This is a genomic window from Mesorhizobium jarvisii (genome assembly GCF_003601985.1).
Taxonomy (GTDB): domain Bacteria; phylum Pseudomonadota; class Alphaproteobacteria; order Rhizobiales; family Rhizobiaceae; genus Mesorhizobium; species Mesorhizobium jarvisii.
Genome location: NZ_QZXA01000002.1, coordinates 217,368 through 243,551, shown reverse-complemented (window position 1 = coordinate 243,551; position 26,184 = coordinate 217,368). Strand labels below are relative to the sequence as shown.

General features: G+C 64.3%; 23 protein-coding genes. 12 read left to right on the top strand and 11 right to left on the bottom strand.

Annotated features, from left to right (window positions below; all coding sequences use genetic code 11):
* Positions 1 to 32: 32 nt before the first annotated feature.
* Positions 33 to 4,025, bottom strand: a complete 3,993-nt coding sequence (locus tag D3242_RS04940) for an AsmA family protein (protein ID WP_064983852.1) — start codon at positions 4,023 to 4,025, stop codon at positions 33 to 35.
* A gap of 133 nt (positions 4,026 to 4,158) precedes the next feature.
* On the opposite strand from D3242_RS04940, the gene D3242_RS04935 reads away from it, so the two are divergent.
* Positions 4,159 to 5,145, top strand: coding sequence for a Dyp-type peroxidase (locus tag D3242_RS04935; protein ID WP_064983850.1), 987 nt, complete (start codon positions 4,159 to 4,161; stop codon positions 5,143 to 5,145).
* A 30-nt stretch (positions 5,146 to 5,175) separates the two neighbouring features.
* On the opposite strand, the gene D3242_RS04930 is transcribed toward D3242_RS04935, so the two are convergent.
* Positions 5,176 to 5,697: a hypothetical protein gene (locus D3242_RS04930; protein WP_019859041.1), complete on the bottom strand. Its 522-nt coding sequence runs from the start codon at positions 5,695 to 5,697 to the stop codon at positions 5,176 to 5,178.
* A gap of 179 nt (positions 5,698 to 5,876) precedes the next feature.
* Here D3242_RS04930 and D3242_RS04925 point away from each other — a divergent pair, with 179 nt between their 5' ends.
* Positions 5,877 to 6,344: an Imm26 family immunity protein gene (locus tag D3242_RS04925; RefSeq protein ID WP_167470414.1), complete on the top strand. Its 468-nt coding sequence runs from the start codon at positions 5,877 to 5,879 to the stop codon at positions 6,342 to 6,344.
* A gap of 34 nt (positions 6,345 to 6,378) precedes the next feature.
* Here D3242_RS04925 and D3242_RS04920 read toward each other — a convergent pair whose 3' ends face one another.
* A complete protein-coding gene (locus D3242_RS04920) occupies positions 6,379 to 7,809 on the bottom strand; it encodes an FAD-binding oxidoreductase (protein ID WP_027047010.1) in 1,431 nt (476 codons plus the stop codon).
* A gap of 102 nt (positions 7,810 to 7,911) precedes the next feature.
* Here D3242_RS04920 and D3242_RS04915 point away from each other — a divergent pair, with 102 nt between their 5' ends.
* Positions 7,912 to 8,391 (top strand): thioesterase family protein, encoded by a 480-nt coding sequence (locus D3242_RS04915; RefSeq protein ID WP_064983849.1) that lies wholly within the window; start codon positions 7,912 to 7,914, stop codon positions 8,389 to 8,391.
* A 246-nt stretch (positions 8,392 to 8,637) separates the two neighbouring features.
* Positions 8,638 to 8,835, top strand: a complete 198-nt coding sequence (locus D3242_RS04910) for a hypothetical protein (RefSeq protein ID WP_013894716.1) — start codon at positions 8,638 to 8,640, stop codon at positions 8,833 to 8,835.
* 39 nt (positions 8,836 to 8,874) lie between these two features.
* Here D3242_RS04910 and D3242_RS04905 read toward each other — a convergent pair whose 3' ends face one another.
* The gene (locus tag D3242_RS04905; protein ID WP_069092469.1) at positions 8,875 to 9,354 is read right to left on the bottom strand and encodes an Lrp/AsnC family transcriptional regulator; all 480 of its coding nucleotides are present in this window, start codon (positions 9,352 to 9,354) and stop codon (positions 8,875 to 8,877) included.
* A gap of 89 nt (positions 9,355 to 9,443) precedes the next feature.
* Between D3242_RS04905 and D3242_RS04900 the strand changes: the two genes are divergently transcribed.
* The 3 genes from D3242_RS04900 to D3242_RS04890 all read left to right on the top strand — a co-directional run bounded on the left by D3242_RS04900 (position 9,444) and on the right by D3242_RS04890 (position 12,079).
* Positions 9,444 to 10,343 carry an EamA family transporter gene (locus D3242_RS04900; protein WP_064983846.1) on the top strand — a complete coding sequence of 300 codons (900 nt, stop codon included), beginning with the start codon at positions 9,444 to 9,446 and terminating at the stop codon, positions 10,341 to 10,343.
* A gap of 145 nt (positions 10,344 to 10,488) precedes the next feature.
* Positions 10,489 to 11,640: a histidine kinase dimerization/phosphoacceptor domain -containing protein gene (locus tag D3242_RS04895; protein ID WP_064983844.1), complete on the top strand. Its 1,152-nt coding sequence runs from the start codon at positions 10,489 to 10,491 to the stop codon at positions 11,638 to 11,640.
* Positions 11,633 to 12,079, top strand: coding sequence for a response regulator (locus D3242_RS04890; RefSeq protein ID WP_064983842.1), 447 nt, complete (start codon positions 11,633 to 11,635; stop codon positions 12,077 to 12,079). Before D3242_RS04895 ends, D3242_RS04890 begins: the two co-directional genes overlap by 8 nt.
* Here D3242_RS04890 and D3242_RS04885 read toward each other — a convergent pair.
* The gene (locus tag D3242_RS04885) at positions 12,076 to 12,924 is read right to left on the bottom strand and encodes a dienelactone hydrolase family protein (protein ID WP_051726923.1); all 849 of its coding nucleotides are present in this window, start codon (positions 12,922 to 12,924) and stop codon (positions 12,076 to 12,078) included. The genes D3242_RS04890 and D3242_RS04885 overlap by 4 nt on opposite strands.
* 282 nt (positions 12,925 to 13,206) lie before the next feature.
* Here D3242_RS04885 and D3242_RS33450 point away from each other — a divergent pair, with 282 nt between their 5' ends.
* Positions 13,207 to 13,362 carry a hypothetical protein gene (locus D3242_RS33450; protein ID WP_019859049.1) on the top strand — a complete coding sequence of 52 codons (156 nt, stop codon included), beginning with the start codon at positions 13,207 to 13,209 and terminating at the stop codon, positions 13,360 to 13,362.
* Between the two features lie 9 nt (positions 13,363 to 13,371).
* The gene (locus tag D3242_RS04880; protein WP_064983840.1) at positions 13,372 to 13,809 is read left to right on the top strand and encodes a hypothetical protein; all 438 of its coding nucleotides are present in this window, start codon (positions 13,372 to 13,374) and stop codon (positions 13,807 to 13,809) included.
* A gap of 31 nt (positions 13,810 to 13,840) precedes the next feature.
* Here D3242_RS04880 and D3242_RS04875 read toward each other — a convergent pair whose 3' ends face one another.
* The gene (locus D3242_RS04875) at positions 13,841 to 16,159 is read right to left on the bottom strand and encodes a glucose/quinate/shikimate family membrane-bound PQQ-dependent dehydrogenase (protein ID WP_064983838.1); all 2,319 of its coding nucleotides are present in this window, start codon (positions 16,157 to 16,159) and stop codon (positions 13,841 to 13,843) included.
* On the opposite strand from D3242_RS04875, the gene D3242_RS04870 reads away from it, so the two are divergent.
* Positions 16,146 to 17,189 (top strand): DUF2059 domain-containing protein, encoded by a 1,044-nt coding sequence (locus tag D3242_RS04870; RefSeq protein ID WP_223217718.1) that lies wholly within the window; start codon positions 16,146 to 16,148, stop codon positions 17,187 to 17,189. The two genes, D3242_RS04875 and D3242_RS04870, sit on opposite strands and share 14 nt — an antisense overlap.
* A gap of 83 nt (positions 17,190 to 17,272) precedes the next feature.
* Positions 17,273 to 19,930, top strand: a complete 2,658-nt coding sequence (locus D3242_RS04865; protein WP_064983835.1) for an ATP-dependent helicase — start codon at positions 17,273 to 17,275, stop codon at positions 19,928 to 19,930.
* Positions 19,931 to 19,982: 52 nt separating this feature from the next.
* On the opposite strand, the gene D3242_RS04860 is transcribed toward D3242_RS04865, so the two are convergent.
* The 5 genes from D3242_RS04860 to D3242_RS04840 all read right to left on the bottom strand — a co-directional run bounded on the left by D3242_RS04860 (position 19,983) and on the right by D3242_RS04840 (position 24,960).
* Positions 19,983 to 21,029: an ABC transporter permease gene (locus tag D3242_RS04860; protein WP_064983833.1), complete on the bottom strand. Its 1,047-nt coding sequence runs from the start codon at positions 21,027 to 21,029 to the stop codon at positions 19,983 to 19,985.
* Positions 21,026 to 21,823, bottom strand: a complete 798-nt coding sequence (locus D3242_RS04855) for an ATP-binding cassette domain-containing protein (RefSeq protein WP_064984302.1) — start codon at positions 21,821 to 21,823, stop codon at positions 21,026 to 21,028. Before D3242_RS04855 ends, D3242_RS04860 begins: the two co-directional genes overlap by 4 nt.
* A gap of 85 nt (positions 21,824 to 21,908) precedes the next feature.
* Positions 21,909 to 22,916: a substrate-binding domain-containing protein gene (locus tag D3242_RS04850; protein WP_019859056.1), complete on the bottom strand. Its 1,008-nt coding sequence runs from the start codon at positions 22,914 to 22,916 to the stop codon at positions 21,909 to 21,911.
* Positions 22,917 to 23,024: 108 nt separating this feature from the next.
* Positions 23,025 to 23,933, bottom strand: coding sequence for a sugar phosphate isomerase/epimerase family protein (locus D3242_RS04845; RefSeq protein ID WP_064983831.1), 909 nt, complete (start codon positions 23,931 to 23,933; stop codon positions 23,025 to 23,027).
* 7 nt (positions 23,934 to 23,940) lie between these two features.
* Complete coding sequence (locus D3242_RS04840; RefSeq protein WP_019859058.1) at positions 23,941 to 24,960, bottom strand: Gfo/Idh/MocA family protein; 1,020 nt, start codon at positions 24,958 to 24,960, stop codon at positions 23,941 to 23,943.
* Positions 24,961 to 25,154: 194 nt separating this feature from the next.
* Between D3242_RS04840 and D3242_RS04835 the strand changes: the two genes are divergently transcribed.
* Complete coding sequence (locus D3242_RS04835; RefSeq protein ID WP_027047017.1) at positions 25,155 to 26,180, top strand: LacI family DNA-binding transcriptional regulator; 1,026 nt, start codon at positions 25,155 to 25,157, stop codon at positions 26,178 to 26,180.
* The last annotated feature ends 4 nt before the right edge of the window (positions 26,181 to 26,184 follow it).

Below are 26,184 nucleotides of genomic sequence, written 5' to 3'. Positions count from 1 at the left end.
CCCTACTGCCCTACTGCCCTACTGCCCTACTGCTACTGCAACGACTTCAACAAATTGTCGATCGTGAACGGATTGGACTTCGGCTTGGCTGGCGGCGGCGGGTTGCCGTTTGCTTCCGGCAACGGCGCAGGCTCGGCCTTGGGCGCCTGTTCGGCGGCCTTGCGCTCGGCTTCCAGCCTGGCCTTTTCCTGCGTGGCGATGCGCATCGCCTCTTCCGCCTTCTGCCTCTCCTGCTCCGCCTTGGCCGCTTCGTCGGCGGCCTTCTGCTCGGCCGCGGCCTTGGAATCGGCATCAGCCTTTGCCTTTGCATCCGCTTCGGCCTTGGCCTTGGCATCAGCGTCCGCTTGGGCCTTCGCCTCTGCGTCGGCCTTCGCCTTGGCCTCCGCTTCGGCCTGCGCCTGGGCCTCGGCCTCCGCTTTCGCCTTGGCGTCGGCCTCGGCTTTCAGCCGCGCCGCCTCTTCCTGCTGGCGCAGTTCCTCGGCAGCCTTGTCGCGCGCGTCCTGCAGTGCCGCGTAATAGCGGACTTCGCGCCGCAGGCGCTGCTTCTCCAGCAACGCCGCCTGCATCGCCTCGACGCGCTGCTGCTCCTTCTCCAGCGCGCGCTGGGTCAGGAACTGCGCCAAAGGCTCGCTGTCGAACTGCCGCTTGACGGCGCCGAACGGCCCCTCGGCGGTGAAATTGACGACCGGCTCGGAACCGACCAGCGCCTCCTCGCCGGGCCGATAGGTAATGGCGCCCTTGGCGGAAACCGTGCTGGTGTTGAGATCGGCAGTGACATCGGCGGACAAGGTCGCCGCCGGGTTTTCGAGGCTGATCGGCGGTACCCTCAGCGTGCCGCCGGCAATCGTGAAGGCGATATCGGCATTCCCGGCGGGGAAATTGCCATCGGCAGCGATATCGGGCGCAAAGCCCGCTGTCTTGGCCGCGTCGATGTCGCGCCCGATCGCGTCCGCCTTGGCCAGCAAAGCGTTGAACGCGTCGGGATTGACGCCCGCCACCTGCAACCCCTTGAGCGTCGCCGTGCCGGACCCCGACAGGGCGGCGATCATCGCTTCGACCGACTTGCCGCTGGTCGACAGCGTCGTCGAGAAATCGCCGACGCCGCCGATACCGATATCCGGCAGCACGTTCGCCAGATCGGCGCCAGCCAGCTTCATCTGGCCAGTGAAAAGCCCGGTGCCCTCATTGTTCTTCAATTCGAACAGGCCGGTCAGCGCTCCGCCAAGAAATTTCGCCTTCAGGTCCGAAACGCGGATGCCTTCCTGGTCGAGCCTCAGCGAAAAAGCGGCGTCATAGGCGGTGGCGAACGGTCCGGCGGCAAGCGCCGCCGTCGTCAGGTCGAGTGCGGCGGTAAACGGCAGGCTGGACTTCTGGCTGAAGGGTGCTGCCGGCCAGGAGCCGCTCTTGTCGCTCGCGCTCTTGTCAGCCGCATTTTTGTCGGCGCCGTCTTTGTCAACAAGGAAGGCGGAATCGCCGAACAGCGCCACGGCCATCGGATCGAGATCGAGCTCGTCGAGTGCCAGCGCGCCCGCCAGATGCAGCACGCCGTCCTTGGCGTCGATGTTGACGTCGCCGGACACCGCCGCCTCGTTGATCGCGCCGCTGACATTGTCCAGCACCAGCAGGCCGTTGCCGTAATCGCCCTGCGCCGAAAGCGACGTCGACATGCCCGCCCCCATGCCCGGCAGGCCGATGCCCGACGTCATCAGCCACGGTTCGATGTCGGCCGCATCGAGATTGATCTTGCCCTTGGCGGCAGGCCCTTGCGGCGTGTCGGCAACGGTCCCCTCGAAGCTGGCCTTGAAGTCATTGCCGGCAAGGCTGAAAGTCGTCGCCAGCCCGCCGCCCAATGTGCCTTTGGCCTGAATGTCGGTCGTTGCCTCGCCCAGCATGCCGAGCGGCAGCGCCGGCAGGCCGTAAAGCGCGAGCAGCGCGGTGGCGTCGGGGTTTTTGGCGTTGAAGGTCAGTGTCACCGGCGCCTCGAGAAGCTTGTCCGGCGCGCCCTTGCCCGACAGCGAAGCGGAAAAGGCCGAGCCGCCGGCCTTGCCCTGCCCACTCACCGCCAGGCCGGTCGTGCCATCGCCATTGTCGGCGGCACTCGCCACAAGGTCGACGCGTGCATCCTGGAACAGGTCGGGATAGGCGGCAGCGCGGCTCGCCAGCCCCTTCAGCACCGCATTGTCCGGATAATGCTGCGCGGCGACGTCGATCAGCGGCTTGAGGTCCACAGCGACAACCGATGCGTCGAGCTTGCCGGTCGGGCTCGCCGGGAAATCCTTGATCCGGCCCGTGGCGCTGATCGAGGCGCCGGCCAGTCCGCCGACCGACAGCCGATCGACTTCAAGCAAGCCGTCACGCAGCCTGAGCGCGGTATCGACCGTGTCGGCGGTCAACCCGCCGGCGCTGACCGGCCCGGCCTTGATTTGGAAATCGAGATCGCGGTCGGCAAAGCGGTTGGCGCCCTTGTCGCTCACGAAGATCGAGGCGAAGGCCGCCAGCCCATCGACATCGAGTTCACCGCCTTCGAGCCGCATCAGCACCGATGGCCTGGCTTCGTCAGGCTGGCTGGAATCGATACGGCCGGAGAATTTCGCTTTGCCCAGGATCAGTTCGAGATCGCTGAAAGCCTGGCGCTTTTCCGTCAGGTCGACCTTGGCCTTGAAGCCGGCGGCGGGCAGACGGCGGATTGCCTCATCGACATCTTTCGACAGCCAGGCGGCAAAACCGGATGGTTGCGCCACGGCCAGCAGCAGCGAGCCGGTGAAGCCGAAATGGCCCTCGACGCTGAGCATGCCATCGGCTTCCAGCGTGGTGCGTCCAGGCAAGGTCGCGGCCAGCGATTTCAACGACCAGCCGCCCTCGGCCGGCTCGGCGGACAGATGCACGTCGCGCACCGTGGTGTCGCCGGCCACCACGGCCGGCAGCTTGACCTCGACGGTGCCGGGGATGGTCGGCTTCGGCAGAGCGATCAGCGCCTGCTCGAGCCCGGCAATGCGCTGGTCGAGCGTCAGGCCGGCGCCGGCCTCTGCGCCCACGGCCTCGTCGAACTGCACCTGCGCGCCATTGGCCTCGATGGCGAAATTCGGCTTCTGGCCGAGATCGACAGAAGCCTTGCCGTCGGCCGTGTAGGGATTGTCCAGCGGTCCCGTCTCGAAACGGAACTCGTCGACGCCGAGCTTCTGGTGGTCGAGCGAGAACTTGCCGTTCAACCGAAAGCCCGGATCGGGCTTGCCGGCGCTGACCTTCACCGTCTCGCCATCGGTGCCGCGCAATTGGGCTGAATTCTTATCGGCGCCGGAGATCTTGAACTGGCCGGAATAGACAGCGGCACCCTTGACGATGCCGGCATTGCCGTCGGTTTCGATGACCAGCGGATAGGCGTCGGGATCGGCCTTCAGCCGCAGCCGCATCTGGCCGTTGCCCTCGGCCTTGCCGGTCGATGCCGCGACCGTGGTGCGCAATCCGTCCAGCCGCAATGTGCCGTCCATGCGCCACGGGCCGGCCAGAGACTTGGCCGAAATGGTCGAATTGATCTCGGAGAAGATATGGCTGCGTCCGCCGGCGGCATGGCGCAGTTCGATCCGCCCTTCCGTCACCGTCAGCTTCTCGATCGAGATCTGGTTGAGGTCGAAGGGCGAGGACGGCCTCATCGCCCAGTCGACGGTGCCGTCATTGGCAATGTCGATGGTCGCCTTCGGATGCACCAGCCGCATGTCGAAGATCAGCACCTCGCCGCGCAGGAAGGGCGCCAGTTCCGCATCCATCGAAAACGTCTCGACGGTCATGGCCGGCTGGCCATTGGGGCCACCGGCAACGGCAACGTTGGAGAAGGTCACCGACGGGAACGGCAACAGCCTTGCCGTGGCGTCGCCCTGCACGGTCACCTTGCGGCCAAGAATGGCGCTTGCCTCGCGCTCGAACTGGGCGCGGTAGCCGGTCCAGTCGACAAAGTACGGAACCACCAGCGCCGCGCACAGCACCAGCACGAACAGGCCACCGAAGATCACGAACAGGCGTGCGAGCATCAGCTCCGAACAGGTTGATTGAAATTCAGCCGCACTCTACCCGCATCCGCGTGTCGATAAAGAGGCAATTCATCCAGTATTGCGTCATCCCGGCCGATCTGAAACAAATCCGGCAAAAGCGGAGATTTTTCAGATGTCAGGCAAGAACTGGGACCGCGTGCCGATCGACGCGCAGAGCGTCGATGCGCCGCTTTCGCAATCGGCGATTTTTCTTATCGTCACCGTCGCCGGCGAACAGATGGCCCTTGCCAAGGTTTGTTCCGTGCTCGGCGAGCTTGACGATCTGGTCAAGACTGTCGGCTTTCGCGATCTCGGCGGCCGCCTGTCGTGCATTGCCGGCATCGGCCGCGATCTCTGGGACCGCCTCAGCCCAAACCGGCGGCCGCAGGAACTGAAACCGTTCGCGCCGATCAAAGGCGCGGTCCATTCGGCGCCATCGACGCCGGGCGACCTTCTCTTCCACATCCGGGCCGAACGATCAGACATGTGCTTCGAGTTCGAGCGTATCCTGCTCGACCGGCTTGGCCCTGATGTGACCGTCGTCGACGAAGTGACGGGCTTTCGCTATTTCGACGCCCGCGACCTGCTCGGCTTCATCGACGGCACCGCTAACCCGACCGGCCTCGACCTGCCGGCCTCGGCGCTGGTCGGCGACGAGGATGGCGACTTTGCCGGCGGCTCCTATGTCGTCGTCCAGAAATATCTGCACGACATGCAGGCCTGGGCGCGCATTCCAACGCCCGAGCAGGAGGCTATCATCGGCCGCACCAAGATCGACAACATCGAAATCGACGATGACGACGCGCCGCGCAAATCGCACAAGTCGCTGGCCACCATCGAGGATGCCGACGGCAACGAATACGACATATTGCGCGACAACATGCCGTTCGGCCGGCCCGGGCAGAATGAGTTCGGCACCTATTTCATCGGCTATTCCAGGTATCTCTGGGTCACCGAAAAGATGCTGCAGCGCATGTATGTCGGCGACCCGCCGGGCGCCTACGACCGCCTGCTCGATGTCTCGACACCGCAGACCGGCACTATATTCTTCGCGCCAACCCGCCCAATGCTGCAGGCCCTTGTCGAGGGCGCGCAGCAGCAGCTTCCCGCAGCACGGTAGAGCGGCTGCGGACAGCCCTTGTCGCTGGGATCAGCGTGCGTCGCGCTTGGCTTGCGCCACCTTGCCGGCCTTGCGCTGCCGGCCGAGTTCGGCCGGCCGGACCAGCTTCGGCGCCCGCTCGTTGGTCACGGCCCGCATGCCCTTGTGAGCCGTGCGTGAATTGTGTGCGGGACCGTCCGCCGGCGCACTTTGCTTCATGGCCAGCGCCTTGCGTGCATTCCCGACCAGCGAAATGCGAGCCGCCAGCTGGCGTCGCCGTTCGGCCTCGCCATTCAGCCGCCGCATCGCCATGGCCAGCACCGCCAGTTTCACCTGCGAACCACTATCGGCCTTTGAGGCGGCAGCCCGTTTCGGCGCGCCCTTGCCGCGTATTTCACGCCGGCGGCGGTGTGCTTCGGTCTGCGCCTTGTCGCGCCGCTCGCGCAGCAGCTTGACCAAGCCGGAAAGGTCGGCATCGGAAAGCTCCTGCACCGCCGGATGGTGTGATTTCTCCACCAGTTCCTTTTCGTCGGCGCTCAGCGCGCGGGCTTCTTCCTTGCGTGAAATGGCCATGACAGTTCTCCTCCGCTGGCAACGCCTGACTTGTCAGGCTTGCCGCGGAAGGAGCCTCGACCCGAATGGTGGCGCGGTCAAGACGAGCTATTGGTTGCGGCCTCAGCCGAAAAATTGTCTGCTGGCGATCCACGACAGTGGACTAACTCCGTAGCGATCAAATGACTGGGAGGTCGAAATTGGCGAAACGGCTGCCATATCGCGAGGGCTCGGTCTTTCGGATTCCCCTGCCCGATGGAAGCTTTGCGAGCGGAGTGGTGGCGAGAATGGCCCCGCGAGGACGAATACTTCTGGGCTACTTTTTCGGGCCGAAAATGTTTTCGGCGGATATAGCCGCGAGCGATCTTCTGCCGAGTGAAGCTGTTCTCGTCGGGCGATTTGGCGATCTACATCTCATAGACGGCAAGTGGGAGATCTTTGGAGAGATGGGCGGCTGGAACCGGGCCGATTGGCCTATCCCAGAATTCATCCATCACGACGCGCTACACATCTTGCCAGACACGATCGTCCGATATTCAGACGACGATATCGTCCTGGGAACCAGAGAACGGAGACCTGTGATCCCAACAGGCCTCGCTGAAGATGGACTGATGGGTGCGGAGTTTGTCGAAATCAGTTTGAGCGAGCTACTGGCGGACAGACCGTAAATGCGGGTAGTTGGCTTGCGCACCTGCCAATTTTCTAACCTCGACCGATCCACCCCACAGCCGGCAATATCTTGCCGGGATTCATGATGTTTTGCGGGTCGAGCGCCTGCTTGATGGAACGCATGATATCGACACCGTGGCCGAGTTCGCTGCGCAGGAAGCCGATCTTGCCCTGGCCGATGCCGTGCTCGCCGGTGCAGGTGCCGTCCATGGCGATCGCCCGCAGGTTGAGCCGCGCGACGAATTTCTCCGACAGCGCGATGTCATTGGGGTCGTTCACATCCATCAGCACCAGCACGTGGAAATTGCCGTCGCCGGCATGGCCGACGATCGGCGCGATCAAGCCCATTTCGGCGATGTCGGCCTCGGTCTCGGTGACGCATTCGGCAAAGCGCGAGATCGGCACGCAGACATCGGTCGACAGGCCCTTGGCGCCAGGCCGCAGTGTCAGCGAGGCCCAGTAGGCGTCATGCCGGGCCTTCCACAGTTTGGTGCGTTCCTCGGCGACGCTGGTCCACAGGAACGGCCCGCCGCCATTTTCCTCGGCGATCATGCCGAAGGTTTCGGCCTGTTCGGCCACGCCGGCATCGCTGCCGTGGAACTCGACGAACAGGCACGGGCTCTCGGGATAATCGAGCTTGGAATAATTCTTCATCGCCCGCATCTGCAGCGCGTTGACCAGCTCGATGCGCGCCACCGGGATGCCCATCTGGATCGTGGCGATGACGGCGTTGCAGGCCGCCTCGACACTCGGAAACGGACAGACGCCGCCGGAGATCGCCTGCGGAATGCCTTGCAGCTTCAATGTCAGCGAGGTGATGATGCCGAGCGTACCTTCCGAGCCGACCAGCAGCCGCGTCAGATCGTAGCCGGCCGAGCTCTTTTTCGCCCGCTTGCCGGTCGTCACCGTCTCGCCATCGGCCATGACGGCCGTCAGCGACAGCACGTTCTCGCGCATCGTGCCGTAGCGCACCGCATTGGTGCCGGACGCCCGCGTCGCCGCCATGCCGCCGAGCGAAGCATTGGCGCCGGGATCGATCGGAAAGAACAGGCCGGTGTCGCGCAGATGCCGGTTCAGATCCTCGCGCGTCACACCGGGCTCGACCGTGCAATCGAGATCCTGCGGATTGACGGAAAGAATGCGGTTCATGCGCGAGGTGTCGACTGAGATGCCACCGCCGGGCGCATTGGTGTGGCCTTCCAAAGAAGAGCCGACGCCGAAGGCGATTACCGGCACGCGGTGCGCGGCGCAGGCGCGGACGATCTCCTGCACTTCTGCCGTCGTCTCCGGGAAAGCCACGCCATCGGGCGCCTGTGTCGGAATGTAGGTGGTCGTATGCGCATGCTGGGAGCGGATAGCCTGGCCGGTCTGAAAGCGCTCGCCCAGCTGTTGCTTGAGGATGCCAAGCACCGCGGCGATGCCTTCCTCGTTGCGTTCGACCGGATTGAGGTCGCTCAGAGCCATAAATTCCTCCGCGAATGGACCAGCGTCCATGCTTGTTATGCGATTATGGATGCGTAGTCTCAGCGGCCACGCCGTGTCCAGCACCAGAACAAGGAAGTTTCAATGTCCATCCCCGCCCCGTTCGTCTCCAAGCCCATGGACATCGAGAAGGACTGGATCGACTACAACGGCCATCTCAACATGGCCTATTACAACGTGCTGTTCGACCGCTGCTCGGACGAAGCCTTCGAGGCGATGGGCATGGGGCTGGACTACGTGAAGGGGCGCCGCCTCACCATCTACACCGCCGAAGTCCATGTCTGCTACGTCCAGGAACTGCATCTGGACCACAAGGTCCAGGTGTCCTTCCAGCTCATCGACCATGACGAGAAGCGGCTGCGGGCCTACCAGGAAATCCGCCATGTCGACGGCTGGCTCGCCGCCACCTCCGAGACACTGTCGCTGCATGTCGACATGTCGGGGCCGAAGGTCGCGCCCTTCCCCGCCGATGTGATGGCCAAGGTCGAAGCCATGCGCGCCGCCCATTCGGTGCTGCCGATGCCCGAGCGTGCAGGCCGTTCGATCGGCATCAAACGCAAATAGGGCGAGGGCGACACCTGTCCGAACAGAGTGACGGGACATCAAAGCCACACCGGCGAGCCAAAATCACCGAACCCTCAAATCGGCTGGCACCCCGTGCTTGAAGCCACCCGGCACCCGCATTAACCTTACCGAGGTTTTAACGGGAACAAGCCAATTGAGCCGTTGAACGACTCAGCAGAGCGGTCGAAAACGTCCGCACTGGGTTGTTTTACGGACGGCGGGGCGAAGCCGGTTCGAGGGACGTGCATGAAAACCGACATCAAGGTCGAGGTGGACAGGCTGGCCGCCGATCCGCGCATCACCGACTATGATTTCTGGCGTTCGCTCAAGAACGTCGACAACGAGATATTCCACATCGCCAACAACAACGAGCCGATCCCGTTCGACATGATCCGCTGGCGCAGCATTTTGAAGCGCGCCCGCCTGAAGCGCGGTCACGCATAGGCTGGCGAAACGGCTCGCGAAAACATCAAATCACGCAGTTCACGGCGACCGCTTCACCGCCGCCAGCGGCGAGCGCGCCACCACCGGTGACGACTGGATGATGGCCGTGTTCGTCATCGCATAGGGAATGATCCGGTCGATCACCCGTTCGAGTTCGGCCACCGAGCCGACATGCGCGAGCGCGATGAAGCAATCCTCGCCGGTCACGCGGTCGCATTGCGCGATCTCCGGCGTTTCGCGGATGATCTCGGCCACCACGGACAATTGCCCCGGCACCGGCCGGATACGCAGCCATGCCGACAGCTTCAGGCCCAGCGCGGCGGGGTTGATCTTGACGCAATAGGCCTCGATCACGCCGTTTTCCTGCAGCCGCTTGATGCGCTCGGCGACACTCGGCGCCGACAGGCCGACCGAACGCGCCAGCTCCGCCGTACTGGCGCGCGCATCCTTTTCCAGCAGGCGCAGGATCTTCATGTCGGCCGCGTCGAGATCGATATTTTCAGTTCGAAGGCGTTTCACGGATAAGTCCTTGCCTTTCGAAATAATATTGCGAGAGTAGTCGGCCATTCGCCATATAAAGTGGAAGAACTGCCTGCGATACTGATCCGATGGACGATCAGACGCAAGCCCCCGTTTCCCGCCCTGCTCCCGCCTTCGACGGCCTGGCGACAAGGCTGCCGCCGCATGTCTGGTTCGGCGTCAGCGCCGTCTTCCACTATCTCGGCCCGGCCTTCGCCGTGCTGCTTTTCTCGCATGTCGGCGTGCTCGGCATGGCTTGGCTGCGCATCGCCACCGCGGCGCTGATCTTCGCGCCGCTGACGCGCCCCTGGCGAAGCTTCGCCCGCGCCGATCCGCCGACACGCCTGCTGTTGCTGGCCTTCGGCGCTTGCCTGGCGGTGATGAACTGCTCGTTCTACCTGGCCCTCGCCCGCTTGCCGATCTCGCTGGTTGCGGCAATCGAATTCGTCGGCACCATCGGCGTCGCGCTGATCGGCCTCAGGAGCGCCCGCAACCTGGTTGCCCTTGCGGTGGCCGTCACCGGCACCTTGCTGTTGATCGACGTCAAATGGTACAGCGATCCCGTCGGCCTGTTCTGGGCTTTCCTCAACGGCGCGCTCTTCGTTGGCTACATCGTGCTCGGCCACCGTGTCGCCCGTTCCGGCGCCGTCGACGGCATTGCGGGCCTCGGTGCCGCCATGGCGGTGGCCTTCATCGTCGTGCTGCCGATCGGCTTCAGCGACGCGCTGCCGGCTTTCTTCTCGCCGCCACTGCTCATTGCTGCAATAGGCGTCGGCATCTGCTCCTCGGTCATTCCTTATATCTGCGACCAGCTTGCCATGTCGCGATTGCCGCGCTCGAGTTTCGCGCTGATGCTGTCGCTGCTGCCGGTCACCGCGACGCTGATCGGCGTCATCGTGCTGCGCCAGATTCCAAGCCTCGGCGATTGCCTGGGGATCGCACTAGTCGTCGCCGGCGTTGCCTTCCACAAGCCTCCATCCAGCGACTAGACACCGGGAAAACCGTTTATCGTCAATTGCTTGCACAAGTGCCGAGTCGGTTCCCGATCTCATCTGACTGCGACAAGACGTCTGGAATTGAACCAAATCCGCCTTCGAGCCGTTGACCCCCACGAAAACGGCTTGGAGTGACACAATGGACTGGAAACGGACCAGGGAGCCTGCCGACGCTTGGCACATGACGGACGACCTTCATGTCGAGCATGGCAAGGGCGACCCGTTCGCGGCGGCCATCCGCGCCACCCGCATGTCGATGATCATCACCGATCCCCGGCGGCCCGACAACCCGATCGTCTTTGCCAATGACGCGTTCTTGCGGCTGACCGGCTATGAACGCCACGAGGTGCTGGGCAAGAACTGCCGCTTCCTGCAGGGGCCGAAGACCGACAAGGAAGCTGTCGGACAGATCCGCACCGCAATCGAGGACAAAGCCGATGTCAGCGTCGACATACTGAACTATCGCAAGGACGGTTCAACCTTTTGGAACGCGCTCTACATCAGCCCTGTCTCTAACGACAAAGGCGAGGTGCAGTTCTTTTTCGCCTCGCAACTCGATGTCTCGGACCGCAAGCGCTCGGAGCATCGCATCACCGCCGACAAGGACCGCTTCGAGAAAGCGGTGAAGGAACGCACCGCGGAACTGGAAGCAGCACTGGAGGCGCAGACCACCTTGCTGCACGAGGTCGATCATCGGGTGAAAAACAATCTGCAGATGATCTCTTCCCTGATTATCATGCAGCGCCGCACCATAAAGGATGAGGCGACCAGGCATTCGCTGACCACAATGCTGGAGCGCATCGAAGCACTCAGCACCGTGCATCGCCGGCTCTACCAGTCGAAGGATGTCAGCCGGTTCGACGTCTCGGATTTCGCCAAGGACCTGGTGACGGATCTGCTGACGGCCTCGGGGCGCTCAGGGATCAAGCCGAAACTCGAGCTCGACCCAATCGTGATTTCAGCCGAGAAGGCGACGCCTGTCGCCCTGATGGTCAATGAACTCGTCACCAATGCCTTGAAGCACGCTTTCAAGGAGGGATCGGACGGGACCACGGCGGGGCGCATCGGCATCAAGATGAGCCAGCCCGACGGCCACTTCAACATCGAGGTGTCCGACGACGGCGTCGGCATGGCCGAGGCCAATGGCGACGCCTCGTTCGGCATGCGCCTGATCAAATCGCTCGCCCGCCAATTGCACGCCGACATCGAATGGCGTGACGCCGGCCCCGGCACCAAGGTCGTGATCTCGATGCCAAACGAACCGCAGCAAAAAGGACTCTCTCATGACTGACCCGCTCAAGGTCCTGATCGTCGAGGATGAAGCGCTGTTGGCGATGGAACTGGAAAGCCTCGTCGAGGAGGCTGGCCATAGCGTCGTCGGCTGGGCGACGTCTTCGGCGGAAGCAAGAAGCATGGTCGAGTCCACGGATGCCGACATCGCCTTTGTCGACATTCACCTCACCGACGGCCCGACCGGCGTCGACGTGGCCCACTATATCGGCGAGAAGAAACGTTCGATGGTGGTGTTCATGACCGCCAATCCGAAACGCATCCCCGATCATTTCGCCGGTGCGATCGGCGTCATCGCCAAGCCCTATACGATGAACGGTCTGACGTCGGCATTGCGGTACTTGCAGGAAGGCGTGCGCCGCCCGCCGCCGGTCTCCACGCGGCCGGCCGGCTTCACCCTGTCGCCGGCCTTCGAAGCGGTCTGGGCGCCCGCCGCCTAAGCCAGTTTCTCCTTCAGGAAGGCGATCGTCCTACCCCAGGCTAGGTCGGCCGCCTTCTTGTCGTAGCGCGCCGCCGACGTATCATTGTTGAAGGCATGGTTGGCGCCTTCATAGACATAGACCGTGTATTCGACATGCGCGGCATCGAGCGCCTTCTTGAAGGCATCGATGCCGGCATTGGTGCGATCGTCCAGGCCGGCATAGTGCAGCAGCAACGCGGCCTTGATCTTCGACGCGTCGGCGGCATTCGGCTGCATGCCGTAATAGGCGACGCTGGCGGCGAGGTCGGGCGCGTTGACGGCCAGCATGTTGGCCGTGCCGCCGCCCCAGCAGAAGCCGATGGCGCCGACCTTGCCGTTGCCATCCTTGTCGGCCTTGAGGAAGGCGACTGTCGCCACGGCGTTGGCGACGGTCTGCGCCGGATCGAGTTTGGTGAACATGTCGCGCGCCTTGTCCTCGTCATCAGGCGTGCCGCCAAGCGGCGACAGGAAATCCGGCGCCAGCGCCACGAACCCCTCCAGCGCCACGCGCCGGGCGACGTCGCGTATATGCGGGTTGAGCCCCCGGTTTTCGTGGATGACGATGACGGTGCCGAGCTTACCCGTCTGGTTCGCCGGCTTGACCAGATAGCCCTTCATCTCGCCGCCGCTGCCGGGATAGGTGATGTCCTCGCCTTTCACGCGGGCATCGTTTTCGGCGACGATCGCCGCCTGGGCGGAATTCGCCGCCAGCATCGGCGCGATCGCCGCCGCCGCGGCACCCGATCCGGCAAGCCTGGTCAGCTGTTCCATGAAGCGGCGGCGATCGAGCGTCAGATGCGTGTATTCGTCATAGGCATCGATCATCGCCCGGGTGATGTCAGGTTTGTCAGCGATGGTGGATCTGGTCACGGGGGCGCTCCTCGACTTTGATGTCCTTGCGTTCGCAAGATAGGGGCGAGCCTCACATCGTCCAGTCACGGCTCGGTGACGCTTCCGTTCCCTGGCAAGCTGCGGCAACCATCATCACAATTTTGTCATCGGCGACGAATCTTGATGGCACTGCCACAATGGTGGGGGAAACTGACTATCCGGCCGCCCCATGGCGCGGTCACGGCCCCGAAGGGTCCGATCTGAAAGGAAATGCCGATGACCGTGCCTTCGCCGATCCTGGCAACCGCCTTCATGCTTGCCACAGCCGCCATTCTGGCGATGCGCGCAACCATTGTGGCGGCGAACCGCAAGTCCATGGTCAAGGTCCGCAGCCGCCAGCGCCATCCGGCAAACACGAAAACCCAGGGTTGAGGTGAAGTCATGGACGTACAGGATATCGTGAACACCGTCTCGCAGAAGGCCGGCCTTGACCAGGCAACGACCGAAAAAGTCGTCGGCACCATTTTCTCGGTGCTCGAGCACGAGGCCGAAGGCACCAGCGCCTCATCCTTCTTCGCCAAGATTCCAGGCGCCGATGCATTGGCGCAGAAATATGACGTCATGGCCGCCGCTCCGGCCGGCGCCGGTGGCGGCTTCCTGTCCTCGCTGCAAGGCGCGCTTGGCGGCGTTCTCGGCGAAAAGGCAGGCGCGCTGGTCAACGGCCTCGCCGCGCTGAAGGCATCCGGGCTCGACATAGCGCAGATCCAGAAGGCCGGCGCCACGCTGGTCCAGCAGGCCGAAGCCGCGGCCGGCCCCGATCTGACCAACCAGGTGCTCGGCTCGGTGCCTGGCCTCAAGAGCCATCTCGGGCTCGGCTAGCGCCAAGACCGCTTTGGTTAGCGCGACACAGCTATTTCGGCAGCGCGTACGCCATCACATAATCCCCCGGCTTGGTGCCGACCGAGCCGTGGCCGCCGGCAACGATGACCACGAACTGGCGCCCGTCGGCGACCGTGTAGGTCATTGGCGTCGATTGCCCGCCTGCCGGCAACCGGGCCCGCCAGAGCTGCTTGCCTGACGTCAGGTCATAGGCGCGCAGATAGTCGTCGACCGCCGCGCCCAGGAAGGCGACGCCGCCGGCGGTGATCATCGGCCCGCCAATGCCGGGCACGCCGACCTTCAGCGGCAACGGCAGCGGCGTCATGTCGTAGACGGTGCCGTTGCGGTGCTTGTAGTTGATCGTGCCCGTCCTGAGGTCGACGCCTGCGACATAGCCCCACGGCGGCGCCTGGCAAGGGATGCCCAGCGGCGACAGGAGCGGCCCCATCACCACCGCATAGGGCGCGCCCTCATTGCGGTTCAGCCCCTGTTCGCTGCCCTTGGTGCTGTCACCCGGCGGCGGCACGTCGGCGCGGGGAATGAGTCTCGACGTAAATGCCAGGTAGGTCGGCATGCCGAACATCACCTGCCGCACCGGATCGACCGCCACCCCGCCCCAGTTGAAGACGCCGAAATTGCCGGGATAGACCAGCGATCCCTGCAGCGAGGGCGGCGTGTAGCGGCCTTCATAGCGCAATTTGTGGAAGGCGATGCGGCAGGCCAGCTGGTCGAACATGGTGATGCCCCACATATCGGCATCGGTCAGCGGCTTCGGGTTGAAGGAGAGATCGGAGGAAGGCTGCGTCGGCGACGTGTGGTCCCCCTCGATGGCGCCGCCGGGCGCCGGCACTTCCTTGACCGCGATCACTGGTTCGCCGGTGCGCCGGTCGAGCACATAGAGGTCGCCCTGCTTGGTCGGCCCGACCAGCGCCGGCACGACGGAACCGTCGGCCTTGGTGATGTCGATCAGGCTCGGCTGCGCCGGAACGTCCATGTCCCAGAGATCGTGGTGCACAGTCTGCCGCACCCATTTCAACTGCCCGGTGTTGAGGTCGAGCGCGGTGATCGAGGAGGAGAATTTCTCGACATTGGCGCTGCGTCCGGCGCCAAGCTGGTCCGGCGTCTGGTTGCCGAGCGGCACGTAGAGCAGGCCGAGCTTTTCGTCGGCGCTCGGCGTCGACCACATGTTGGGCGAGTTGGCGGTGTAGGTCTGGCCGGCCGGCAGCGGCGTCGTCTGGTCCGGATTGCCGGAATCCCAGTTCCAGATCAGTTTGCCGGTGCCCGCATCATAGGCGCGGATGACGCCGGACGGCTCCTGCGTCGAATAATTGTCGTTGACCGCGCCGCCGACGATGATCTTGCCGCCTGATATCAGCGGCGCCGAGGTCGAGTAGTAATAGCCCGACTTCGGGTATGGCATGCCGGTCAAAAGATTGAGCGTGCCGCCCTCGGCGAAGGCAGGACAGACCTGCCCGCTGGCGGCATCGAGCGCGATCAGCCGCGCATCCGAGGTCGGCAGGTAGACGCGGGCAGCACAAGGCTGGCCGGCGGCGCCGGTGGCATCGGCATAGTAGGACACGCCGCGGCAGGTCTGGTGCTGGCGGTCCTTATCGAGCTTGATCTTGGGATCGTAGCGCCATTTTTCCTTGCCGGTCGCGGCGTCCACCGCGATGGCGAAATTGTGCGGCGTGCAGATGTAGAGCGTGTCGCCGATCTTGAGTGGCGTCACCTGATAGGTGGTCTCGCCGATGTCGTCAGGCCCCTTCACGTCGCCGGTGCGGTAGGTCCAGGCCGGCTGCAGATTGGCGACATTGTCCGGCGTGATCTGGTCAAGCGGCGAATAGCGCTGGCCGAACTGCGTGCGCCCATAGAAGTGCCATTCGCCCGCCGGCACTTCATTGCCAAGATTGGCATTGGGAATCACCTTGTCGGTATCGAGCGCACCGGCAATATCTTTGGGGTCCGTCGTCATCGAATAGCCGGCCACAGCCAGCGATGCCAGCACGGCCAGGATCAGCGGCGCGCGCCCGTCAGGCCCGGCAAGGCCTCGCCTTGCCCACGGCGTCAGCAGCCACAGCGCCACCAGCACGATGATGCCACCGCGCGGGCCGAGTTCCCACCAGTCGAAGCCGATTTCCCAGACCGCCCAGGCCAGCGTGCCGATCACGATCGCCGCATAGAGCCAAAGCGCCGTGGACCGGCGCCGGTAGAGCAGCCAGGCGGCGATCAGAAAAGCGAGACCGACGACGATGTAATACCAACTGCCCCCCAGCGAAGCCAGCCGGATGCCACCGCCACCAAGCGCCAGACCGAGGAGAAAGAGAACGAGAGAGGTGATGGTGACAGCCAAGATGATACTCCTTCGACTGTTGCGCGCTCGCGCGGCCACGGGCAACCCGGTGCACCGCTCCTGCCCTGCGCACAGCTTTCTCCCGCCTGCCCCGCCTGTCAAGCTGCCCACACGCCAAGGTGGCAATCCATCTTGCCTACGTCAGGGTTTTCCCGCAGTCTCCATGGATCATCTTTCCCGTGGAGCAAGCAACATGCCGTCACTCGTTTCGCCACTGACGCGCATGGCGCTTGTGCTCTACTGCCTCGTCCCGCTCTTTGCTGGCACTGCGGCCGCGCAGGCGCAGACAATCAGCGAGATCAACAAGGCGAACGGCTTTCATGAGATGCTGATGGGCATTGGCCCGGGTTTCACCGCGGCCGTGAAATCGGCGCCGGGAACGCCGCCACGAAAGGTCCAGGACGCCCTTGCCGCCGCTATGGAAGGTGCCTTTGACCCGGAGAAGATGGAAGCGGCCATCGAAGCCCGGATGGCGGACAAGCTCAGCGCCAGGGACTTGTCCGAACTGGCCTCGTTTTATGCGTCACCCCTGGGCAAACAGGTCACCGCGCTCGAGATCCAGGCTTCGTCGCCGCAAGCAAGGGAGGCCAAGAAGATCGAGGGCGCCAAAATCCTCGGCGAGCTTCCGTCCAGGGATCCGGCCAGGTTCGCATTGTACAGGAAGATGATGGACGATATCAGCGCCGTCGACACCGGCGAAGCCGTCGGCTTGAACATGGGCTATGCGATGCTTTCCGAAATGCTGGGCGCGGCCGGAAAGCCCCTGCCCGACGACCAGGTCATGGCCCTGCTGCGCAAGCAAACCGATGGGCTTCGCCGTGACATCGACAACGATGCCATGGAAGCCGCAGCCTATATCTATCGGGATATGTCCATGGCCGACCTGAAGCTCTATGAGGCCTTCCTGGCCTCACCCGCCGGCAGCCGCTACTACGACCAGATGCAGGTCGCGCTGGGCGCGGTGATGACGGACGAGGCACGCTCCTTCGGCCATCGATTTTTCGTCGCCCTCGGTTACCGCAAGGCGTGAACCGCGATATCCGGCATTTTACCCGGAACAAAACGTAGACAGTTCTGGTCTTTCCCTGCCGAATCACTACATTCGGGGGGAAGATGTCCGGCTTTTCCGAAGACATGCCCTTTTTCGACGAACCCAATGCGCGGCCGACGGCCCCGTCGGGCATTGCCGCGCGCGCCATGGCTGCCCGCGGCGGCCAGAACAGCGCGCCTGATTATCTCAAGGGGCTGAATCCGGAACAAAGGCTGGCGGTGGAGACCACCGAAGGCCCGGTTCTGGTGCTGGCCGGCGCCGGCACCGGCAAGACGCGTGTGCTCACCACCCGCATCGCCCACATCCTTGCCACCGGCAAGGCCTTCCCCTCGCAGATCCTCGCCGTGACCTTCACCAACAAGGCCGCGCGCGAGATGAAGCAGCGCATCGGCATCCTGATCGGCGAAGGCAATGTCGAGGGCATGCCCTGGCTCGGCACCTTCCATTCGATCGGCGTGAAGCTGTTGCGCCGTCATGCCGAGCTTGCCGGCTTGCGTTCCGACTTCACCATCCTCGACACCGACGACGTCGTGCGGCTGATCAAGCAGCTGATCCAGGCCGAGGGCCTCGACGACAAGCGCTGGCCGGCCAAGCAGTTCGCCCAGATGATCGATGGCTGGAAGAACAAGGGGCAAGGTCCGGCCGATATCGCAGAGGGCGACGCGCGCAGCTTCGCCAACGGCAAGGGCCGCGAACTCTACAAGGCCTATCAGGAGCGGTTGCAGACGCTGAACGCCTGCGACTTCGGCGACCTGCTCTGCCACCCCATCCGCATCTTCCGCGCCAATCCGGACGTGCTGAAGGACTATCACCGGCGCTTCAAATACATCCTCGTCGACGAGTACCAGGACACCAACACCGCCCAGTACATGTGGCTGCGCCTGCTGGCGCAGCGGCCGGACGCCGGGCGTGCGGCAACGTCGACGGATTTGCGATCGTCCGAAGGCCGCAAGCCCGACCGGGCGTCGGCCGGCCAGGTCGCCCCCGCGGAGGCCAGCGAGCGAAGCTCGCATGCGGCCGTGAGCGAAAACAAAGTCAATATTTGCTGCGTCGGCGACGACGACCAGTCCATCTATGGCTGGCGCGGCGCCGAGGTCGACAACATCCTGCGCTTCGACAAGGATTTCCCGGGCGCCACCATCATCAGGCTGGAGCGCAACTACCGCTCGACCGCGCACATCCTTGGCGCTGCCTCCCACCTCATCGCCCACAATGAGGGCCGCTTCGGCAAGACGCTGTTCACCGACCGCAACGACCCCGAGGACGGCAAGGTCAATGTCCACGCCGCATGGGATTCCGAGGAGGAGGCCCGCGCCATCGGCGAGACCATCGAGGCCTATCAGCGGCAGAAGCACAATCTCAACGACATGGCGATCCTGGTGCGCGCGTCCTTCCAGATGCGCGCCTTCGAGGACCGCTTCATCACGCTCGGCCTCAACTACCGCGTCATCGGCGGCCCGCGCTTCTACGAGCGCATGGAAATCCGCGACGCGCTGGCCTTCTTCCGCGTCGTTGCCAACAGCGGCGACGACCTCGCCTTCGAGCGCATCGTCAACGTGCCGAAGCGCGGCCTGGGCGAAGCCACCATCCGCCAGATCCACGATACGGCGCGCGCGCTGCGCATCCCGATGCTGGAGGCCGCCGGCAATCTCGCCGAGAGCGACGAGTTGAAGCCGAAACCACGCGCCGCGTTGCGTGAAGTGGCCGCCAATTTCGAGCGCTGGCAGAAGGCGCTGGAAACCAAGCCGCACACCGAGCTCGCCGAGACCATTCTCGAGGAGAGCGGCTACACCGACATGTGGAAGAACGACCGCTCGGCCGAAGCGCCGGGCCGGCTGGAGAACCTCAAGGAACTGATCCGCTCGATGGAGGAGTACGAGTCGCTGCGCTCCTTCCTCGAGCATGTCGCGCTGGTCATGGATGCCGAGCAGAATGCCGGGCAGGACGCCGTCTCCATCATGACGCTGCATTCTGCCAAAGGCCTCGAATTCGAGACGGTTTTTCTGCCCGGCTGGGAGGAAGGCCTGTTCCCCCACCAGCGCGCGCTCGATGAAGGCGGCCGCTCCGGGCTGGAGGAAGAGCGCCGGCTGGCCTATGTCGGTCTCACCCGGGCCAAGAAGAACCTGCATATCTGGTTCGTCTCCAACCGCCAGATCCATGGGCTCTGGCAATCGACCATCCCGTCGCGCTTCCTCGAGGAACTGCCGGAATCCCATGTCGAGATCGCCGAAAGCGGCAATTCCTATGGCGGCTACGGCAACCCCTATGGCGGCGGCTCCTTCGCCTCCGGCCGTGGTGGCCGGCAGAACCCCTACGGCGCCTCGCGCTTCGACAGTGTCGGCGCCAACGCCGAAAAATCCGGCGCTTTCTCCAACACCTATTCGACGCCTGGCTGGCAGCGCGCGCAGGCCAACCGCACCGAAGCGACCGACCGCAACTGGGGCACGCGCTCCGGCCACCAGGTCGAGCGCATCGGCTATGGCGAGACCGACAGCGGTTACGGCGCCGGCCGCACGAGCGTAAAGGGCCGCACCATCGACGGCGAGCTGGTCGCCAAATCCGTCGCCGACAAGCCGTCGCCTTTCAGCGTCGGCGACCGCGTCTTCCACCAGAAATTCGGCAACGGCAACATCTCGGCCATCGAGGGCAACAAGCTGACCATCGACTTCGACAAGGCCGGCCAGAAACGCGTGCTGGACGGGTTCGTCGCGGCGGTGTGAGCTGCCCTCCCGAGCAGCTCTCGGCGCCATTCCAAAAACGGCAGTGCCTTCCTCACCGATACCGTGCCTGGTTCCACTTGTGCCCGAGCAGCGACAGGATGATGATCAGCCCGTTGAAGAACTGCACGTAGAAGCCGCTCAATCCCGCCGCCACGACGCCGGTCTGGATGAACGACACGGTGACCGCGCCGATGGCGCCGCCGACGACCGTGCCAATGCCGCCCCAGGTCGGGGTGCCGCCGACGAACACCGAGGCCAGTACCGGCAGGAGATAGCCGTCGCCGGCTGTCGGCCACCAGGTGAAGTTGATCATCACCGAGAACGTGCCGGCGATCGCGGCGCCGATGCCGACGAAGACGAACACTTTCACCCGCACGCGCTTGACGTCGATGCCCATCTGCTGGGCGCTGTCGGGATTGTCGCCGACCACCCTCACCTGTGCGCCGAAGCGATGCCTGTTGTAGAGCATCGCCGACAGCACGACGAAGGCGATCGCCCAGAAGATCTGCACCGGAACGCCCAGGATCTGGCTGGAGAAGATCCTGTAGGCCCAGCTGCCGCTGAGGCTGGTCAGCGACATCGATTTGCCCTCGTTGATGATCTGGATCAGGCCGCGCAGCAGGAAATTCATGCCGAGCGTGGCGATTAGCGACGACAGCCCGCCATAGACGACCAGCGAGCCGACGAGGAAGCCGAGCAGCATGCCGGTGACTAGTGCCGCCGCAATGCCGAGGAACGGATCGTAGCCGGCCTGCACCACCAGGGCGAAGACCCAGGAGGCAAAGCCCATCGTCGCCGGAAACGACAGGTCGATCTCGCCGCAGGTGACGACGAAAACCAGCGGCACCACCACGAACAGCGCCACGGGCAGCGTCGTCAGCACCGAGCTGTAGAGATACCAGGTGGTGAACACGGTCGGGTTGGCGACCAGGAACACCGCCATCATGACGATGAACACGGCGAGCGTGCCGAGCGAGGCGCGGTTGTCGAGGACGAAGCCGCGCAGCCAGTGATCGGACGGATGTTTCCACTCTTGGCGGGCGGACCCGGCATGAGCGCGCAGAGGGCTTTCGAGATCGGGTTCCATGGTCTTGCTCATCGCGCTTGCTGCTCCGCTTCGCCGGCCTCGCGCAATCCGGGCAATCCGCCGGGATGTGCGACGTCCTCCATGAAATTGATCAACTCTTCCGCCGATTTGACCGCGCTGCGGTCGGCGGTCAGCGCCACCTTGCCGCGATCGAGCACCACGAAGCGGTCGGCGATGTCGAAGACATGGTGGATGTTGTGGCCGATGAACAGGATCGAGCGTCCGCTCGCCCGCACCTGGCGCACGAAGTGGAACACCTTGGCGGTCTCGGTCAGCGACAGCGCCGTCGTTGGCTCGTCGAGGATGATCAGCTCGGCCTGCTTGTAGATGGCTCGCGCGATCGCCACGCCCTGGCGTTCGCCGCCCGACAGCTGGCCGACGATCGAGTGCGGCGTGAACACTTTCGAGGTGAAGCCGATCTCGCGCATCAGCCGGCTCGCCTCCTCGATCTCCTTGTTGACTTTCAGCCAGCCCATGAAGCCGGTCAGTTCGCGGCCCATGAAGATGTTGCGCACGATGGTCTGCTGCACGGCCAGCGCCCGGTCCTGGAATACCGTCTCGATGCCGGCGTCGCGCGAGCGCGCCGCGCTCCAGCCGTTCACCTGCTTGTCGCGCACGAGGATGTCGCCGCTGGTCGGCCTGACCACGCCGGACAGGATCTTGATCAGCGTCGACTTGCCGGCGCCATTGTCGCCGATGAGGCCGACCACCTCGCCACGGTCAACGCTGAGATTGACGCCGCCCAGCGCATAGACCTGACCGTAGGATTTCGTGATATCGCGCAGTTCGATGATGCGTTCGGCCATCGGATCCTCGCTTTCATTGTCACATGCCGGCCCTTTGCCGGCGGTCCTGCCGGCCGGGTCCAACCCGACCGGCAGCCTTGGGAGGTCAGCGCAGCGCCTGCTTGGCGAGCTCTGAGACGATCTCATAGTTCTGCGGCGTGACGAAGCCGGCACCGGTGTCGACATTCATCGGCGCCAGACCCAGCACCACTTGCTGGCAGAGGCTGAGGATCGGCAGATAGCCCTGCATGAATGGCTGCTGGTCGGCTGTCAGCTGCACCCAGCCACCCTTGAAGCCCTCGACGATCTGCGGGCTGGTGTCGAAGCCGAAATTGAAGATGTCGCCGGGCTTCCGACCCGCGGCCTGCATGTAGGTCGGCACATTGCCGAGCATCTGGCCGCCGGGATAGCCGACCGCCTTGACACCCGGATTGTTGAGCAACGCCGCGGTGATCACCGGGATGGCGAGGTTCGGATCGGCGGCCCACTCGGTTGCGGAATTGATTTGCACGACATCGACGCCGGCCTCTTTCAGGGCGGCGACCGTCCCACGCTCGCGTGCGCCCCGGCTCTCATTGTCGAATGGCCCGATCATGATCGCCTTGTCACCGGATTTCAGCCCGGCCAGCTTGAACGCCTCGGCGCCGAGCGCGCGGCCCTGCTGCTCCTGCTGCGCGCCGACATAGCCGCCGCCGAACGCCGCCGTCACCTTCGGCACCGGCACGTTCTGATACATCATCTTGATGCCGTCCTTATGCGCCTGCTCCGCCAGCGGCATGATCGCGTCTTCGCCTGGATGGCCCATCATGGCGATGCCGTTGGGCTTGACCGCGACCGCCTCGCGCAATTGCTGCACCATCTTTTCGACGTCCCAGCCGGAGAAGATGTAGTCGACTTTCGGGCCGAGGTCGGCCGCCGCCTGCTTGGCGCCATTGTAGACGATGGTGCCGAAAGCGTCGCCCTCGGCGCCGCCTACGAAGAAGCGGATATGGACATCTTTGCACCACTGGGCGTCGAGCGCCCGTGCCGGCAAGGTCGAGATTGCGGCGCAAAGCGCCGTGGCGGCGGCCACGACGGTCGTGCGCAGAAGTGTCGTTCTGATCGCGATGCTCATGCACTTGTCCTCCCATTGTTTCCCTCGTCAGCCGAGGGGCTCTTGACGATTGCTTCGCCACTTACGAACCGGCTCCTCCGCCGGCCAATCCTCTCACCAAATTTGTCCTCACGTCGGATTTTGCAGGTAGCTGGCGCCTCCTCGGCATTGCTTGAGATACTCCAGCGCCCGGATCTGGCCGGTGATCTCGAGAGCGTCGCGATAGACCGGGTCGTGCCAACCCTCTATGTCGATGGCGCCCTTGTAGCCGGCCAGCCGCAATTCGCTGATCACCCGCGTCCAGTCGCTGTCGCCGAAGCCGGGCGTGCGCATCTGTACGAAAGGCAGACGGCCGAACACGCCGTGCTCGCGGATGACATCCCAGCGCACGGTGGCGTCCTTGCCATGGACATGGAAGATGCGCGGCGCCCATTTGCGGATCTGCGGGATCGGATCGATCAGATAGACGAGCTGGTGGCAGGGTTCCCATTCGAGCCCGAGAGCCTCGTCCGGCACTTCGTTGAACATTAGCTCCCAGGCGTCCGGATTGTGGGCGATGTTCCAGTCGCCGGCCGCCCAATTGCCGTCCATGGCGCAATTCTCGAAGGCGATGCGCACGCCCTTGTCGGCGGCGCGCCTGGCCAGCGGCCCCCACACTTCGCGAAAGCGCGGCAGGCTGTCGGTCAGCTTCTTGCCGCGCAGGCGCCCGGTGAAGCCACTGACCATGGAAGTGCCGAACAGATGCGCATTGTCGATGACCGTTTCCCAGGCCGCGAGCACGCCGCGATCGACCTCGCCGCTCTCCAGTGGATTGCCAAAGACGCCGATGGACGAGACCGTGACATCGGCATCGCCGATCGCGTCGCGGATTTCGCCGGCAAGGCGTGGAAGATCCTTGCCGCCCAGCGTCTGCCAGAAGAAGGGCTGGATGCTCTCGAAGCCGAGCGGCAGGATCTGCTTGATATACGCCGCCGGGTCGTCGAGGTTAGCCCGCACCATGGTGCCGATCCTGATGTCGAGAAGCGGGTTTGGCATCATCGTGTTCCTATGAAATCGCCACGCGGCGTCCGGTTTCGGCGCTCTCGATCGCGCCGAAAACCATGGCCAGGCTCTTGATGTTGTCGGTGCCGCGCGTCTCCGGCTCGGTCCCGGTCTCGATGGCGTGGATGAAATCCCTTATGATGCCGAGATGACCGCCGACGCGGTCGGCTGGATCGAGCGGCGGCACGTCGATCGGCTGGGTCTTGGCGAACAGCCCATCGCGGCCCGTCGCCACCACCTCCGCCTTCAAGAGGTCATGGCCGTCCCAGATGAGGCTGCCACGCTCGGCGACGATGCGCCAGCTGCCTTCCCAGCTGGTGCGGAAGCCGTCGGCGCACCAGGAACCGGCATAGGTGAAGACCTTGCCGCCGCCGAGATCGAAGACCGCGCTTGCCGACGAGCCCTGCCGGTACCAGGAATTGGCCGGCTCCCATTCCTGGCAATAGACACCAGCCGGCTCGCCGCCGGCCATGTAGCGGGCGGCGTCGAAAGTGTGGATGGCCATGTCGAGCAGCAGCACATGCGCCATCTCCTCTCGAAAGCCGCCGAAATGCGGCGCGACGAAGAAATCGGCATGGATGCTGGTCGCCGCGCCAATGGCGCCGGAGTCCAGGAAGCGGCGGATGCGCCTGACATTGGCGACGTAGCGGCGATTCTGCACGACGGCATGGATGCGTCCGGCCTGGCGAGCCGCATCGACGATGGCGCGCGCGTTTTCAGGACTGTCGGCCAGCGGCTTTTCGGTCAAGAGATGGCAATTGTGGGCGAAGGCCGAAAGCGCGACCTCGCGCCGGGCAGCGGGAACGACGACATCGAACACCGCGTCGGGCCTGGTCTGGGAGAGCACCGCGTCAAGGCTGGTGCCGATGACGATGCCGGTGAGGTCGTATTCGTGCGCCCTCGCCTTCGCCCGCTCGGCGTCGAGGTCGACAAGGCCGACAATGGCAAGCCCATCGATCTGCCTCGCGGCATCGAGCCATTGCCTGCTCATCGCGCCGCAGCCGACGAGGACGACATTCATCATCCGGCGTTTCTCCTCCGCTCGGTCCCTCCAGACCGATCGTCACGGCATCCACGGCATCACCGTAAACGTTTTTCCGTAAACGTTTACGACAACACACCCGATAGCGTAGAATGTCAATTGGCAGCTCGCGAAAATCGTCTTTCGCCTTGGCCTCGGCACCGGCCAATGCTAGCGAAGCTCGGGGGAGAAAGTCTTTGGCGTCCAGCATCCACGACCTAGCGCGTCACCTGAACATTTCGATCGGCACCGTATCGCGGGCGCTGAACGGCCGAGCCGACGTCAATGCCGACACGCGCCAGCGCGTGCTCGACGCCGCCAAGAAGCTGAACTATTCACCCAACCAGTCCGGCCGCAGTCTCAGGCAAGGCGCGACCCATTCGATCGCCTTCATGCTGCAGCCGCATCCCGGCGACCAGCAATATGGCGAACCGTTCTTCATTCCCTTCCTGATCGGGGTCCAGGGCCGCCTTGCCGAAAGCGGGCTCGACCTGACCGTGGTGATGGGCGCGCCGGGCGACTATCAGCAGGAGCGCCTGCGCCGCGTCGTCGAGACCCGCCGCGCCGATGCCGTGCTGCTGGCCTGGACGCGGCGCCAGGACGAGCGCATCGATTATCTCACACAGGTCGGCTTCCCCTTCGCCACGCTCGGCCGCAGCCGCAGCGGCGGCAAGACCTATCCCTCGCTCGACCTCGATTTTGAGCAGGCAGGCAGCGACGCAGTCGACCGCCTGGTGGCGCGCGGCCACCGCCGCATTGCCGCCATCCGCCCTTCCCTCAATCTCAATTTCAGCCATCTGTTCCTCGACGGCTACCGCAAAGCCCTGAAGCGGCACGGCATCGAGGTCGACCCCGCGCTTATCGCCGACGGCTTCATCAACGAGGCCGGCGGCTACCAGGTGACGCCGCGCGTGATGCTGGCAAAGGACCGGCCGACAGCCATCATCTTCAACAACGACGCCATGGCCCTCGGCGGCTGCAAGGCGCTGGCCGAGATGGGCATCCGGCCGGGCCACGACATCGCGGTGACCGTCATCGTCGACACGCCGCTCTGCCGCTATTTTTCCCCGGCGCTGACCGCCTTCCGTCCGGCGCTGGAGCCGATGGGCCGGCGTCTGGCCGAAATGCTGCTGGCCTCGCTTCCCGCCTTCGCCGGCCCGGAAGGCCCGCGTATCATCCACGAAGTCTGGCCGCTGGAGCTGGTCGCGCGCGACAGCGATTGATGGC

Bases quoted from the DNA above. Each gene is read 5' to 3' on its own strand.
- D3242_RS04940 (WP_064983852.1), bottom strand. From the start codon at position 4,025: ATGCTCGCACGCCTGTTCGTGATCTTCGGTGGCCTGTTCGTGCTGGTG.
- D3242_RS04935 (WP_064983850.1), top strand. From the start codon at position 4,159: ATGTCAGGCAAGAACTGGGACCGCGTGCCGATCGACGCGCAGAGCGTC.
- D3242_RS04930 (WP_019859041.1), bottom strand. From the start codon at position 5,697: ATGGCCATTTCACGCAAGGAAGAAGCCCGCGCGCTGAGCGCCGACGAA.
- D3242_RS04920 (WP_027047010.1), bottom strand. From the start codon at position 7,809: ATGGCTCTGAGCGACCTCAATCCGGTCGAACGCAACGAGGAAGGCATC.
- D3242_RS04915 (WP_064983849.1), top strand. From the start codon at position 7,912: ATGTCCATCCCCGCCCCGTTCGTCTCCAAGCCCATGGACATCGAGAAG.
- D3242_RS04910 (WP_013894716.1), top strand. From the start codon at position 8,638: ATGAAAACCGACATCAAGGTCGAGGTGGACAGGCTGGCCGCCGATCCG.
- D3242_RS04900 (WP_064983846.1), top strand. From the start codon at position 9,444: ATGGACGATCAGACGCAAGCCCCCGTTTCCCGCCCTGCTCCCGCCTTC.
- D3242_RS04895 (WP_064983844.1), top strand. From the start codon at position 10,489: ATGGACTGGAAACGGACCAGGGAGCCTGCCGACGCTTGGCACATGACG.
- D3242_RS04890 (WP_064983842.1), top strand. From the start codon at position 11,633: ATGACTGACCCGCTCAAGGTCCTGATCGTCGAGGATGAAGCGCTGTTG.
- D3242_RS04885 (WP_051726923.1), bottom strand. From the start codon at position 12,924: ATGATCGATGCCTATGACGAATACACGCATCTGACGCTCGATCGCCGC.
- D3242_RS33450 (WP_019859049.1), top strand. From the start codon at position 13,207: ATGACCGTGCCTTCGCCGATCCTGGCAACCGCCTTCATGCTTGCCACA.
- D3242_RS04880 (WP_064983840.1), top strand. From the start codon at position 13,372: ATGGACGTACAGGATATCGTGAACACCGTCTCGCAGAAGGCCGGCCTT.
- D3242_RS04870 (WP_223217718.1), top strand. From the start codon at position 16,146: ATGGTGACAGCCAAGATGATACTCCTTCGACTGTTGCGCGCTCGCGCG.
- D3242_RS04865 (WP_064983835.1), top strand. From the start codon at position 17,273: ATGTCCGGCTTTTCCGAAGACATGCCCTTTTTCGACGAACCCAATGCG.
- D3242_RS04860 (WP_064983833.1), bottom strand. From the start codon at position 21,029: ATGAGCAAGACCATGGAACCCGATCTCGAAAGCCCTCTGCGCGCTCAT.
- D3242_RS04855 (WP_064984302.1), bottom strand. From the start codon at position 21,823: ATGGCCGAACGCATCATCGAACTGCGCGATATCACGAAATCCTACGGT.
- D3242_RS04850 (WP_019859056.1), bottom strand. From the start codon at position 22,916: ATGAGCATCGCGATCAGAACGACACTTCTGCGCACGACCGTCGTGGCC.
- D3242_RS04845 (WP_064983831.1), bottom strand. From the start codon at position 23,933: ATGATGCCAAACCCGCTTCTCGACATCAGGATCGGCACCATGGTGCGG.
- D3242_RS04840 (WP_019859058.1), bottom strand. From the start codon at position 24,960: ATGATGAATGTCGTCCTCGTCGGCTGCGGCGCGATGAGCAGGCAATGG.